The sequence below is a fragment of the Limnospira sp. PMC 289.06 genome, from assembly GCF_032350395.1.
GTDB classification, from domain to species: domain Bacteria; phylum Cyanobacteriota; class Cyanobacteriia; order Cyanobacteriales; family Microcoleaceae; genus Limnospira; species Limnospira platensis.
This window is the reverse complement of sequence record NZ_JARPLC010000067.1, coordinates 1-13,539: the sequence shown is the minus strand read 5'-3', so window position 1 is coordinate 13,539 and position 13,539 is coordinate 1. Positions and strand designations below refer to the sequence as shown.

The 13,539-nt window shown below is 46.8% G+C and carries 11 protein-coding genes; 10 read left to right on the top strand and 1 reads right to left on the bottom strand.

Annotated features, from left to right (window positions below):
- The first annotated feature begins 5 nt into the window (after positions 1-5).
- A complete protein-coding gene (locus tag P5674_RS14560) occupies positions 6-1,355 on the top strand; it encodes a histidine phosphatase family protein (protein ID WP_006619214.1) in 1,350 nt (449 codons plus the stop codon).
- Positions 1,356-1,370: 15 nt separating this feature from the next.
- Positions 1,371-2,675 carry a dihydroorotase gene (locus P5674_RS14555; protein WP_006619213.1) on the top strand — a complete coding sequence of 435 codons (1,305 nt, stop codon included), beginning with the start codon at positions 1,371-1,373 and terminating at the stop codon, positions 2,673-2,675.
- 16 nt (positions 2,676-2,691) lie between these two features.
- Here the strand turns inward: P5674_RS14555 and lepB are convergent, their stop codons facing one another.
- Complete coding sequence (gene lepB, locus P5674_RS14550; RefSeq protein WP_006619212.1) at positions 2,692-3,282, bottom strand: signal peptidase I; 591 nt, start codon at positions 3,280-3,282, stop codon at positions 2,692-2,694.
- Between the two features lie 301 nt (positions 3,283-3,583).
- On the opposite strand from lepB, the gene P5674_RS14545 reads away from it, so the two are divergent.
- From P5674_RS14545 to P5674_RS14510, 8 genes are all read left to right on the top strand, one after another.
- Complete coding sequence (locus P5674_RS14545; protein ID WP_006619211.1) at positions 3,584-4,549, top strand: protochlorophyllide reductase; 966 nt, start codon at positions 3,584-3,586, stop codon at positions 4,547-4,549.
- 157 nt (positions 4,550-4,706) lie between these two features.
- Positions 4,707-5,339, top strand: coding sequence for a transcription antitermination factor NusB (gene nusB / locus P5674_RS14540; protein WP_006619210.1), 633 nt, complete (start codon positions 4,707-4,709; stop codon positions 5,337-5,339).
- An 84-nt stretch (positions 5,340-5,423) separates the two neighbouring features.
- Complete coding sequence (ftsY, locus tag P5674_RS14535) at positions 5,424-7,142, top strand: signal recognition particle-docking protein FtsY (RefSeq protein ID WP_014274556.1); 1,719 nt, start codon at positions 5,424-5,426, stop codon at positions 7,140-7,142.
- A 318-nt stretch (positions 7,143-7,460) separates the two neighbouring features.
- Complete coding sequence (locus P5674_RS14530; protein WP_035735527.1) at positions 7,461-8,948, top strand: GAF domain-containing SpoIIE family protein phosphatase; 1,488 nt, start codon at positions 7,461-7,463, stop codon at positions 8,946-8,948.
- Positions 8,938-9,201, top strand: coding sequence for a hypothetical protein (locus P5674_RS14525; protein ID WP_006619207.1), 264 nt, complete (start codon positions 8,938-8,940; stop codon positions 9,199-9,201). Before P5674_RS14530 ends, P5674_RS14525 begins: the two co-directional genes overlap by 11 nt.
- 70 nt (positions 9,202-9,271) lie before the next feature.
- A complete protein-coding gene (gene argH / locus P5674_RS14520; RefSeq protein WP_006619206.1) occupies positions 9,272-10,666 on the top strand; it encodes an argininosuccinate lyase in 1,395 nt (464 codons plus the stop codon).
- 109 nt (positions 10,667-10,775) lie between these two features.
- Positions 10,776-11,186, top strand: coding sequence for a bacteriohemerythrin (locus P5674_RS14515; RefSeq protein ID WP_006619205.1), 411 nt, complete (start codon positions 10,776-10,778; stop codon positions 11,184-11,186).
- Between the two features lie 101 nt (positions 11,187-11,287).
- On the top strand, positions 11,288-13,477 hold the full coding sequence (locus tag P5674_RS14510) for a tetratricopeptide repeat protein (protein ID WP_006619204.1): 2,190 nt from the start codon (positions 11,288-11,290) through the stop codon (positions 13,475-13,477).
- Positions 13,478-13,539 lie beyond the last annotated feature (62 nt).

The following is a 13,539-nucleotide window of genomic DNA, read 5'->3' as shown; positions in this document are numbered from 1 at the left end:
TGAAGATGACGACCCGTGTAATCCTTGTCCGTCACGGTCAGAGTACCTACAACGCCCAAAAACGCATTCAGGGCCGCCTGGATGATTCGGTTCTCACCGACCAGGGCCGCGTTGATGCCACCTGCGTTGCCCAAGCCCTCCAGGGTTTAAGGTTCGACGCTATTTATCACAGTCCCCTACAACGAGCGCAACAAACTGCCCAACTGATTCGAGCCCGAGTGGGTGCGGCCCCTCCGTTGCAACCGACAGATCTATTGATGGAAATTGACCTGCCTCTGTGGGCTGGACTCCCTCGCCAAGAAGTACGCGATCGCTTTCCCCAAGATTATCAATGTTGGCAACAGAGCCCCCATGAATTTTTCATGGTATTAGAATCGGGGCATAAACATTTCCCCGTGTTAGCGTTATTTGAGCAAGCCCAACAATTTTGGCGACACATCCTCAGCCATCACCCCAACCAAACCATCCTAGTGGTAGCCCACAACGGCATCAATCGATCGCTGATTGCCACCGCTTTAGGAGTTCAACCCCAATTCTATCAAAGTATTCAACAGTCTAACTGCGGTATTAGCATTATCAATATTGGTGATGTCACCCCCGGAGAACTACCCAAACCCGCAGCGGTACAATTAGAATCGATGAACCTCACTAGCCATGTGGGGGATAAACTGCCCTCCCTTCGCCCAGAACATCGTGGACCCAGACTATTATTAGTGCGCCACGGAGAAACTGAATGGAACCGAAAAGGACAGTTTCAAGGTCAGATTGATATTCCCCTCAATGATAACGGGCGATTACAAGCTCGCCAAGCTGCCGATTTTCTCCAGGATATTAAAATCGATTTTGCCATCACTAGCCCCATGGCACGCCCCCGCGAAACCGCAGAAATTATCCTGGAACATCACCGGGATATAGAACTACAATTTGAGGATAATTTCCGAGAGATTAGCCATGGTTTATGGGAGGGTAAATTTGAATCGGAAATTGAGCAAGATTATCCGGGTTTATTAAATCAGTGGAAAACTGCACCGGAAACGGTACAGATGCCAGAAGGTGAAAATTTAAATCAGGTGGGAGAAAGGGTAGCCAAAGGATGGGAAAATATCCTTAATAAATATGATTCCCAATCGGTGACTGGATTAGTGGTTGCTCATGATGCTGTCAATAAGGCTCTGTTGTGTCAATTATTGGGCTTATCACCAGAGCATTTTTGGAATTTTAAACAGGGTAATGGTTCGGTGACAGTGATTGACTATCCCCACGGTGCTAAAGGGGAGCCGGTTTTACAAACTATGAATATTACCACCCATTTATCGGGTAGTATTCTTGACAAAACCGCCGCCGGAGCCCTCTAAGACTGGTTGGTAAATATGAGTAGTGAACTCCTGAAACAGGTGCGGGTATTAAACCCCATGGACGGACGAGATCAAGTGGCAGATGTGCTGATTATTGATGGGTATATTACTGCTATTGAATCTCAGATTTATGATTACCCAGAACATACTCAGATCATTGATTCCCACGGTATGATTTTGGGGCCGGGATTGGTGGATATGTATGGCCACACCGGAGAGCCGGGCTTTGAAGACCGGGAAACTATTGCATCTTTACAGGCGGCTGCTAGGGCGGGAGGTTATACCCGCCTGGGGATTTTACCGGATATGCTACCACCGGCTGATAATCTCTCGACTATTAAACATTGGCAAGGTTTAGCACCCCATGGCTTTTATGTATGGGGGGCTTTGACTGAGGGGGCGGCGGGGGAGATGATGACGGAATTGGCGGAATTAGCCACTACTGAGATTATTGGTTTTGCGGATGGATATGCTCATCGAAATCTTAATCTGTGGCGGCGAGTTTTGGAGTATGTTAACCCCCTGAAAAAAAACGTGGCTCTGTATTGTTGCGATCGCACTCTGGCGGACTCAGGAGTTATGCGATTTGGGGAAGCCTCTATTTATAGCGGTTTAACCGGGATTCCTGATTATGCGGAAACTGTGGCTATTGCCGCTGTCCTGGAATTGGTGGCGGCGATCGGCACTCCGGTTCATATTATGCGGGTTTCTACGGCTAGGGGTGTGCAATTAATTCGGGAAGCTAAACAGCGCCATTTACCTATTACCGCTAGTACGACCTGGATGCACTTACTATTTGATACAGAAGCAATTACCGGGCGGGTTTCGGACTGTGGTTTAGGCTTTGCGCCTACTCCCTACGATCCGAATCTCAATGTTGACCCGCCTCTGGGTAATCCAGACGATCGCCAAGCCTTAATTCAAGCTATTGTAGACGGGACTATTGATGCGATCGCCGTTGACCACACCCCCTACACCTACGAAGAAAAAACCGTTGCTTTTGCTGATGCACCCCCAGGGGCGATCGGCTTAGAATTAGCCTTGTCTCTACTGTGGAAAACCTTTGTCCAACAGCCAGACACCGTTTTTAATATTCAATGGTCGCCCCTGCAACTCTGGCGAGTTTTAAGCACCCAACCCGCCCAATGCTTGGCTATTTCTCCCCCAAATGTTACCGTCAACCGAGCCGCCGAATTAACCCTCTTTGACCCCGCACAGTCTTGGAGGGTTGATCACACCACCATCAAATCGCGATCAGCTAATACCCCCTGCTGGGGGCAGGAAATGACCGGAAAAGTCATGAAAACCTGGCTCAGTTGACAGCCCAAAAAGTCGGTTAAAAACTGCGATCGACCCCTCCCAGACGGTCTAAGGGCCAGAACCGGACCACCGCCCGACCGATGATATTCTCTCGGGGGACAAATCCCCAATAGTGACTATCAAAGCTATTGTTACGGTTATCCCCCAGAACCAAAAACTCGCCTTCGGGTATAGTTTCCGGTCCCCATTTATATTGGGGTTCTTCGGCAATATAGTCCTCCTCAATAGGTTCGCCATTGACAAAAACTTGTCCGTCGCGGACCTCTAATGTTTCGCCGGGTAAACCAATAATCCGCTTAATGAAAGCATCGTTGTATTGTAGGCTCAGTTCCTCGGTGGGATTGAAAACTACCACATCTCCCCGTTGGGGTTCGGTGAAACGGTAGCTTAACTTATCAATAATCAGGCGATCGTTGATTTCCAGGGTGGGAAGCATTGACCCAGAGGGAATATAACGAGCTTCTGCGACAAAAGTTCGGATACCCAAAGCCAAAATTATACTTAGTCCAATGGTTTTAATGCCTTCAACCCAAGCATTCTCCTCGTTGTGAGATGGTGATGATGGTGAATTTTTGGGTTTTTGGTCTTGATTGGGGACACTGCTCATAATTTTACGGTCAAAGGACAGAATTAATATTGGCAGTAGGGCCTAGGCTTGGCTAGACAGACAAGATTCCGCCTTGATGCACGGTGGCATCACCTGCCGATGGTCTAATATTCTTGATCATAGCTGACCATCAGCTTTTTTGGCAGGTTTTGAGAATATCCCCTAAACTGGTTGCGATCGCCACAGGATTAGCAATATAATACTGGGATTAAGGATACCTCACTCAATCAATAACAGCCAGGGTCTCCGTCGGAATAATTACTTAGAAAACTGACGGTGATCAACGGAGTTTTAACTAAAAATGGTACAGGATCAAAAATCAACGGTTATAGTCACGGGTGCCTCTTCGGGGGTTGGTTTATACGCCGCTAAAGCCCTCGCCGATAGGGGCGCTCATGTCATCATGGCTTGTCGTAACTTGGAAAAGGCAGAAGCCGCCGCCCAAGAATTAGGGATTCCCGAAGACAGCCGCACTATGCTTCATATTGACCTCGGTTCCCTTGAGAGTGTCCGACGGTTTATCAACTCATTCCGGGCTACAGGTAGAACCTTAGAGGGGTTAGTCTGTAATGCGGCTATCTATATGCCCCTAATAAAAGAACCCCTTCGTAGTCCAGAAGGCTATGAGTTGACCATGACTACCAATCACCTAGGGCATTTCCTTCTCTGTAATGTGATGATGGAGGATATGAAACGCTCTCTGGCTGAGGATAAGCGTATGGTGATTTTGGGAACGGTTACCCATAACCCCGACGAACTCGGTGGCAAAATTCCACCCCGCCCCGATTTGGGAGACCTGGAAGGGTTTGCTAAGGGCTTCCGAGAGCCGGTTTCTATGATTGATGGCAAAAAATTTGAACCCGTCAAAGCCTATAAAGATAGTAAGGTCTGCAATGTCCTAACTATGCGGGAATTGCACCGACGCTATCACGAGGAAACTGGGATAACTTTCACCTCTCTTTACCCTGGTTGCGTCGCGGATACGCCCCTGTTCCGCAATCACTATCCCCTGTTCCAGAAAATATTTCCTATATTCCAGAAATACATTACCAAGGGCTATGTGTCCCAGGAATTGGCTGGAGAACGAGTGGCTGCTGTGGTCCTTGATGAGGAATATCGCCAGTCTGGTGCTTACTGGAGTTGGGGAAATCGCCAGAAAAAAGGCCGCCAGTCTTTTGTGCAACGGGTCTCGCCCCAAGCTAGAGACGAGGAAAGAGCCGAGAAAATGTGGAATCTCAGTCTCAAGTTGGTAGAACTGGCTTATTGATTTGTGCCTGAAAATTAACAGGTTTCCGCCGGGTTTTCCCGGCTTTTTTGTCGTTAACCCACAAAAGCTGCTTTGGGTGAGCTGGAAACCGATTTTTTGCTAGAATCTATCCCGGCCCCGATTTGTTGCTAAACTAAGACATTTATACTAAACCAATATGCAAGCTCGTAGAACAGCCCGTGAACTCGCCCTTTTGGGGATGAGCCAACTGCCGTCAAATCCCCGAAAGCTTGAAATTCAGGAAATGGAAGATGTGATCCTCGCTGCTGTCCGTACCTTAACCACAGAGGGACAAGAATCCCTAGAGACGGCTATGGCGGAATTACAACGGGGTAACGATCGCCTTTTGAGTAGCCAAACTAGGGCGGCGGATTTGCAAAGCGCCCGCACTATGGTCGGTGAGGCGATCGCACTGGCTCAATCAGCCATTAATCGTTTATCTACTGCTGTGGAATTGCCGGAATTGGTACAATTGGCAAGTCAGCAAGAAGTACACTCCTATGCTGTCAAGATTTTGGTGGAACTTAACACTCACCGGGAAGCACTCGATAGTTGCCTGGAAGCGGCGATGGTTGATTGGCAATTGGGCCGACTCCCTCACATCGATCGCGATATTTTAAGGATTGCGGTCACGGAATTGTTATATATGGGGGTTCAAGAACAAATTGCCGTTAATGAGGCGGTGGAGTTGGCTAAACGTTACAGCGACCACAACAGTTACCGATTTATTAATGGGGTTCTCCGTCGTGTTGTTGATCAGATGAAAACTCAGTCCTCCTCTCTCCTCTAATTTCAGTGATGCTGTGGGTGTGCTATTAACAATTCCCGCCTCACCAATACCCAAATCTGTTGTTAAATTCGAGTAATTAGTAAAATGGTTTTTAATTGGTTCCGCCGCCAGTTTAGCGATCGCCCCTCAGCAGACGATACCCAACAAGCTGAACCCTCCCCAACTCCATCAACTCCCGACGAACCCGAAACTAAACAACCGCTATCGCCTACCACTGCTAATGAGGATTATTTGCAGTGGGCTAAGGCCGCCTATCAAAACATTCAGCAACAACAAAAGCCCACAGAATCCTCCACAGAAGCAGCCACAGAAGCGGCTACAGAAGCCCCTGTTGATGATGTTTCCTCCCCCCCCACAGAAGCGCAAGAAAGCACCTCTGAGGCTCAGGAAACCCCCGCAGAATTAACAGAAACCACTGAACCTGTGGCTGTGGTTGAGGAGGTAGCAGAGGAGGTAGCACAGGAAGCCTCAGAAGAGGTCTCAGAAGAGGTCTCAGAAGAGGCGGCGGAAGTTACCGAAACCCCCGAACCTGTAGCAGAGGAGGTAGCACAGGAGGTAGCACAGGAGGTAGCACAGGAGGTAGCACAGGAGGTAGCACAGGAGGCGGCGGAAGTTACCGAAACGGCTGAACCTGTGGCTATGGTGGAAGAGAGTATTGATCAGTTGCCAATTTGGGCCAGAACCCAGGCGGAACGACAGGCGAGAATTGAGAGATTAAAAGAAACGGCGATTTCTGAACCGGAACCGGAAGGGGGGGAAACCACAGCCAGCGGTGAGGGAGAATCGACAGATATAGTATTTGATGAGATGTTCCTGTGGTCGGCGGAAGTTTTGGCTAATCAGGGACGGAGACCAGAGGAAGTCGCGGTAGAGGAAATCACCTGGCTACAAAAGCTGTGGAAAGGTTTGGGACGGACTCGCCGTAATTTGCTGAATCAATTAAAAGCGATCGTCGGTCAGGGACCCCTAAATCAGGCGGCGGTCGAAGAAATTGAGGCTTTATTGCTACAAGCTGATGTGGGTGTAGAAGCTACTGATGTGATTATTGAGGCACTACAAAACCGCCTGCGAGAAGATGCTTTACCCCCCGAAGATGCGATCGCCTATCTAAAACAACTTCTGCGAGATCTCCTCGAAAAACCCTATCAAAATGGCTATAGTCCCACATTTGCCCCCGAAAAGGAACAATTGAATATTTGGTTAATTACCGGGGTGAATGGGGCCGGGAAAACTACTACCATCGGGAAAATTGCCCATATTGCCCAAAAGTCAGACTACCGGAGTTTAATTGCGGCTGGGGATACTTTCCGGGCGGCAGCAGTAGAACAGGTAAAGGTGTGGGGCGAACGTAGTGGGGTAGAGGTGATCGCTAATCCCGGAAAAAATACCGACCCGGCGGCGGTGGTTTATGATGCGATCGCTGCTGCTAAATCCCGCCAGACCGAATTGCTAATTATTGATACTGCTGGTAGATTGCAGAACAAAAAGAACCTCATGGAGGAACTTAACAAAATTCGTCGCGTAATAGACAAACAAGCACCAGATGCTAAGGTAGAATCCCTCCTAGTCCTTGATTCAACTTTAGGCCAAAACGGACTACGCCAGGCTCAAGTATTTGCCGAAGTTGCTCAACTTAGCGGTGTGGTCTTGACAAAATTAGATGGAACTGCTAAAGGTGGTGTGGCTTTAGCTGTTGTACAGCAGCTAGGTCTACCGATTCGTTTTATTGGTGTTGGGGAAAGTATCGAAGACCTGCGGCCTTTTTCAAGCTACGAGTTTATCGAAGCCCTGTTAAGTGGTTAAAGCTCTGTTAAAGTGCCAATATGGCTATTTAAGTGTCATCATGGGGAACAGTTAATCATTTTATAGAGACTGAGATTCCCACATATTGCCATATTAAAAAACACCAGATAAGCGATCGCCTAGGGTAAATATTAGCCGCTGGGGGGGTAGCTCATGATTACTGGTGGTAATTGCCGATTTTGTAGATGGCAGTACCCTGCAGTGTAGCCAGGGATAATCTGTCATGGATAGCCAGAAAACCAGACTTTTGGCAGAGAGACTTTCATTTTTTTGGACTTACTATTGCGCTCTAACCTTCAAAAAATATATACTAATAATATGACTGCTGTGCCACTTCCAAGACGCTCAGAACAACCTTCAGACTCCCTTTCAAGTTCCTCAGATGCTGATGTGACATCAGCCTCTCACTTAAAGCAAATGGTGGCTAGACTCCATCGGGAACAGCAAAATATTAATGAGTTGCTGAGTTCCCTAAGTTTTGCCCTCCGTAGCTTTAACAATCTCAATCAATTCTTAGAATTAACTCCCCTAGTTGCTAGTCGAGTGACAGATGCTGATGGGGGTGCTTTGGTGCTGTTTAAACCTAACGGTCAGGTGCGATTTCAACGGTTACATTGCCAAGATGGTCGTCAGTGTCAGGATGTTCGCGCCATCTTAGAAAGGGCTACTAGAGAGGTGATATCCCAGCCTAATGATAGCACCGCCGTGGGAGTGCTTCCCCAGAGTATGGCAACACAATATTCAGCCAGCCTAGACCATCAAGTAAGTAGTTGCTTGGGGTCGGATGTAAAACTTTTTGGCACGGAAATCCTAGTTAATAATACATCACGGGGGCGGTTGTATGTGTTCAGCCATGATCCTGATTATCTGTGGACACCAACCCGCCAGAAATTAATTAGACTGGTAGCAGATCAAACAGCAGTGGCGATCGCCAATGATGAACTATCAGTTTCATTGCGGGAAAAAGAACGCCTAGACCGAGAATTAGAAATTGGTGCAGAAATTCAACTGCGCCTACTTCCCCGTAAATGTCCGAAAATTCCCGGCTTAGAAGTCGCGGCGCGCTGTCAAACCGCCAACCGAGTCGGGGGAGACTATTACGACTTTATCCCCTCTAATTTCGATAAACATGAACATGAGAATCATTCCGCTGAGGGAGAAGTTGGCGGTCACACACCATCGGAACATTGGAGTATTGTTATTGGTGATGTCATGGGAAAAGGAGTCCCAGCCGGGTTAATTATGACCATGACTCGGGGAATGTTGCGCGCGGAAGTTCTGAACCGCCATTCCCCCTCCCAGATTCTCCAACATCTTAACCGGGTGATGTATGCTGATTTAGAAAATTCTAATCGGTTTGTGACTCTGTTTTATTCGGAGTATGACCCGACCACGAAAATTCTCTCCTATAGTAACGCCGCCCATAATCCCCCCTTATTATGGCAAGCCCAAAGCCGCAGCATTCGTCGGTTAGATACTTTGGGAATGTTGATCGGTCTTGATGCTGATACCCGTTACTACCAAGCCCAAGTGCAACTGTCTGCAGGGGATACTGTGATTTACTATACTGATGGCTTTACTGATGCGGCTAATCAACGGGGCGATCGCTTTGATGAAGATAACCTACAGACAGCCTTTCAATGGGCTTGTCAGAACTCCCAGACTCCTAATCGCATTGTAGATCATATATTTGCGGAAGTTCAGAAGTTTATCAGTCCGAGTAACAGTAATATTGATGACATGACTTTGGTTGTGCTACAGGTACAACCTTCTGAAAGTGGGGAGAATGCCGATTATGTCCGTTGATACTTTATCGATGTTGGTGCAAATTTGCAGCCACGCTCACCCTATCCGCCATATTCTGATTTTAACCCCTCACTGGTCATGGAAGTGGGGGGAAGTCGCGGCTACCCTACCAGTGGTATTTGGTCAACAGGTGAATGTTGATTTATGGACTAATGTTAAGAGTACCTGGAATAATTTGCTGGAAACTGGACAGCTTTGGGCTTTTTTGATTGGCTTGGGGATGGGGTGGTGGGCGAAAAGCCTATTACCTTAAATCATCGGACATATTTTCCCCAGTCCGTTGATGATCAGACATTTATGGGTAATTTACAGATTATAGGACTATGACTCAAGCTCAAACCTGGAGCCAACGATTTGAAAAGGCTTTACATCCAGCGATCGCCACTTTTAACGCCAGTATCGGCTTTGATATTGAGTTAATCGAGTATGATTTGACTGGCTCGGTGGCTCATGCCAAAATGTTGGTCAAAACTGGGATTATCTCCCCCGAAGAAGGACAAGCCCTAGTTAATGGCTTGGAGACTATCCGCGAAGAATACCGCCAGGGTCAATTTAACCCGGGTGTCGATGCTGAGGATATTCATTTCGCAGTTGAACGCCGACTTACCGAAATTGCGGGAGATGTCGGTAAAAAACTCCATACAGGGCGATCGCGTAATGACCAGGTGGGGACTGATACCCGCCTTTACCTGAAAGACCAAATTCAACAAATCCGAACCCAGATCCTGGAGTTTCAAGGGGTTTTGCTGGATCTGGCGACCAATCACGTCCATACTCTCATACCAGGATACACCCATTTACAACGGGCGCAACCTCTCAGTTTGGCTCATCACCTACTGGCTTATGTGGAAATGGCGCACCGGGACTGGGAACGTCTGGGAGAGGTTTATCAACGGGTGAATACTTCGCCTCTGGGGTGCGGTGCTTTGGCGGGAACTACTTTTCCTATTGACCGCCACTATAGCGCCGAATTATTGGGGTTTGACCGGGTTTATGCTAATAGTTTGGATGGGGTGAGCGATCGCGATTGGGCGATCGAGTTTCTCAGCGCTTCTAGTCTCATTTTGGTTCACCTCAGCCGCCTCTCGGAAGAAATTATCTTTTGGGCTTCCCAGGAGTTTGGTTTTATCACCCTTACTGATAGCTGTTCCACTGGCTCCAGTATTATGCCACAAAAGAAAAATCCCGATGTGCCCGAATTGGTGCGCGGTAAAACTGGCCGGGTTTTTGGACATCTACAAGGGCTATTAGTCCTGATGAAGGGTTTACCTTTGGCTTACAATAAAGACCTCCAGGAGGATAAGGAAGCCTTATTTGATGCGGTCAAAACTGTGAAAGGCTGTCTCGAGGCGATGACTATTTTGTTATCCCAAGGGATGGAGTTTCGCCCTCAACGTCTCGCTGAAGCTGTGGCGGAAGATTTCTCGAATGCTACTGATGTCGCTGATTATCTCGCTACTAAGGGGGTTCCTTTCCGGGAAGCCTATAATTTGGTGGGTAAGGTGGTCAGAACTTGTCTGGAGTCTGGGAAACTTTTAAAAGACCTTACCCTTGATGAGTGGAAGTCTTTACATCCTGAATTTGATGTCGATATTTATGACGCGATCGCACCTTTACAAGTGGTCGCCGCCCGGAATAGCTACGGCGGCACTGGTTTTGAACAGGTGAAATCAGCCCTCCAAAATGCCCGCGATCGCTGGGAGGCTGCACAATCATAATTATCCGATTAACCGGGTGTATTTAACCCGGTTTCTTGGGGTTTGCTGTAGTAATATTTGAATGGTCAATGGTCAATGGTCAACCTACTTGATTAATTAGGCTAAATTTATGGCTCCCACTTGGAACGATTCTCTCAAAATTGGCATCCCCTTGATTGATTTTCAGCATCAGCAGTTATTCGACCAAATGGATTTATTGATTGATAACCTTGAAAAACAACGCAGCCCCCAGCAACTTAAATCAACTATAAAATTTCTGGAAATGTATATCAATAACCATTTTAAATATGAGGAATCCTGCATGAATTTATATAAGTGCCCCGTCGCTAAAACTAATCATAAAGCCCATCAGCTATTTGTCTTGAATTTTGAAATGATTAAAACTCGCATCGAACAAGATGATGATTTTAACTCAATTATTCTCAGCATTAAAAAGGACTTGCGCGATTGGTTTATTAATCACATTAAAAGCATTGACACACAACTAAAGCCTTGCCTCCCTCACAAAAATAATGGATAATGTAGGGATGGGTTTGGCTGTGAATTACCTCTAGCAACCGGAAGACTAATAGACCCGCCCTCAATGGATTATGTAATTGATGGCTTTTTGAAAACTTGTATATGTCTACTGATAATCAAGCTGTAGTTTGTCTGAATTTGGGCAATGATTATGTCAAGTCTCAACAATGGGAACTGGCGGCGAATTGTTATCGACAGGCTATCGAAGCTGACCCTAACTTAACCGCCGCCTATACCAGTTTAGGCAGCATTTGGCAACATTGGCAACAACCCCTAAGTTCAGCTAAACAACTCTATCAGCAAATTAGCGAAAATCCCGGTTCTGTTCCGGTGGATTTTTGCTTTCTCCTGGGTGAGAGTTTCGAGAAACATGGGGATAACCAAGGGGCGATCGCTTCCTATAATTTGGCGATCGCTATTAATCCTAAATTGGCAATAGCTCACTATAAAATCGCCCAGGTATATCATAACATAAATCAAGTCGATTTGGCAATAGGTGGTTATCAGAAAGCCATTGAATTGCAGCCCAATATATATATCTATTATGTCGGTTTGGGTCAAGCCCTCAGTAGCCAAAAACAGGACGAACAAGCTATCACAGCCTATCGGAAAGCCATTGAGTTAAAGCCAGACTTTTGTTGGTCTTATCACCATTTAGCAGTCATTTTAACTCGATTGGGGCGCGTTGAGGAAGCCATAGCCGCCTATCGCCAGGAAATTACATTAAACCCTGATTTCTATTGGTCTCATTTTCACTTGGGAGATTTACTCAGCCAGCAAAATCAGCCGGAAGAAGCGATCGAAGCCTACCGTCAAGCGATCGCTATTAACCCTCAACAACCAGAAGCCCATCAACGGCTGACGGAGATTTTATCCCGCCACCAAAAAACTGGGGAGGATGCCCTTTTAACGGGGAGGTATGAAGAGGCGATCGCTATTTATCGGGATATGGTGGCAGCTAGACCCGATTATTCCTGGGGATATTATGGGTTGGGTTTAGCATTACTCAACCAGCGACAATGGCGAGAAGCCATTGATGTATTTAATCAGGCAATTAGTATCAATCCTGATTGCTTTTGGTCTTATAATCACCTCGGTTATTGTCTGTTTAAACAGGGTAAAATCTCCCCGGCTATTGATGCTTATAAACAGGCGATCGCCATTGATCCAGAAATCCCAGAAGTCTATATTCGCCTCGGTGATGCCCTCTTACAACAGCCAGATATTGATGGGGCAATTGCCGCTTATTTAGACGCTATTAAAGCCCAACCAGAAGCCGAGATAGCATATCTAAAACTGCGGCATTTACGCACCTATAGTTTTATCAAATTACAACCGGAGCAAATAGAGGCGATCGCCTCTAGTTATCAACAAGCAATTTCCCAGGTTCCCCACTATCCAGAACCCTATATAAATTATGGAGATTTACTCACCGAAATCGGTCAAATTTCCGAGGCTATTTCCACCTATAAACAGGGAGTCTTAGCTAAAACCAAAATCTGTCGCCCCGAATTTTTTAGCAACCACTGGGAAACCGCATCAGTTCAAGGTCCGAATTTTATCATTATTGGCGCTCAAAAAGCTGGCACAACCTCCCTGTATGAATACCTTTGTCATCATCCCCAGGTAATTCCTAACCTCCATAAAGAAGTTGATTTTTTCATTTGGCAATATTACCGAGGTTTAGACTGGTATCTCGCCCATTTTCCCCCCATTCCCCCTGGCGGCGAATTTCTCACCGGAGAAGCCAGCCCTAGTTATATAGTCGATAGTAAAGTATGCGATCGCCTTTACCAAGCCTTCCCAAAAGTCAAGCTAATTGTCACCCTAAGAAATCCAGTAGATCGAGCTTTTTCTCAATATCAAGACCACCGAAATTGGATGGGTCAAGAAAAGCGCACTCTCCAACAGGCCATGATAGATGAAATTGCCATTCTCGATACCATTGACGACCCCACCCTAGCCGGACGGAAATTTTGGGGATGTCAATATGGTTATCTACTGCGGGGAATGTATGTTTATTTTCTGGAAAAGTGGATGCAAAAATTCCCACCCGAACAGCTTTTAATCATCAGCAGTGAACAATTATACACCCAGCCCCAGAACACCCTCAAACAGGTCTTTGAGTTTTTAGGTCTTCCCGACCATCAACTCTCCGAATACCCCCGATATACCGCAGGTTCCTATAATCCCATACCAGAAACATTACATCAGACCCTAGGCGACTTTTTCCGTCCCCACAACCACAAACTCGAGGAATTATTAGGCAAAAAATTCCATTGGTCCCCGTAGGGTGCGTCAGACCCCAGCCATTTTGATATTACCCAAAAATTCTGTACTGACGCACCTAATTC

Excerpts from the sequence above, each read along its gene's own strand:
- nusB (WP_006619210.1), top strand. The coding sequence starts at position 4,707 with ATGCAAGCTCGTAGAACAGCCCGTGAACTCGCCCTTTTGGGGATGAGC.
- P5674_RS14515 (WP_006619205.1), top strand. The coding sequence starts at position 10,776 with ATGGCTCCCACTTGGAACGATTCTCTCAAAATTGGCATCCCCTTGATT.
- P5674_RS14525 (WP_006619207.1), top strand. The coding sequence starts at position 8,938 with ATGTCCGTTGATACTTTATCGATGTTGGTGCAAATTTGCAGCCACGCT.
- P5674_RS14555 (WP_006619213.1), top strand. The coding sequence starts at position 1,371 with ATGAGTAGTGAACTCCTGAAACAGGTGCGGGTATTAAACCCCATGGAC.
- ftsY (WP_014274556.1), top strand. The coding sequence starts at position 5,424 with ATGGTTTTTAATTGGTTCCGCCGCCAGTTTAGCGATCGCCCCTCAGCA.
- P5674_RS14545 (WP_006619211.1), top strand. The coding sequence starts at position 3,584 with ATGGTACAGGATCAAAAATCAACGGTTATAGTCACGGGTGCCTCTTCG.
- argH (WP_006619206.1), top strand. The coding sequence starts at position 9,272 with ATGACTCAAGCTCAAACCTGGAGCCAACGATTTGAAAAGGCTTTACAT.
- P5674_RS14530 (WP_035735527.1), top strand. The coding sequence starts at position 7,461 with ATGACTGCTGTGCCACTTCCAAGACGCTCAGAACAACCTTCAGACTCC.
- lepB (WP_006619212.1), bottom strand. The coding sequence starts at position 3,282 with ATGAGCAGTGTCCCCAATCAAGACCAAAAACCCAAAAATTCACCATCA.
- P5674_RS14510 (WP_006619204.1), top strand. The coding sequence starts at position 11,288 with ATGTCTACTGATAATCAAGCTGTAGTTTGTCTGAATTTGGGCAATGAT.
- P5674_RS14560 (WP_006619214.1), top strand. The coding sequence starts at position 6 with ATGACGACCCGTGTAATCCTTGTCCGTCACGGTCAGAGTACCTACAAC.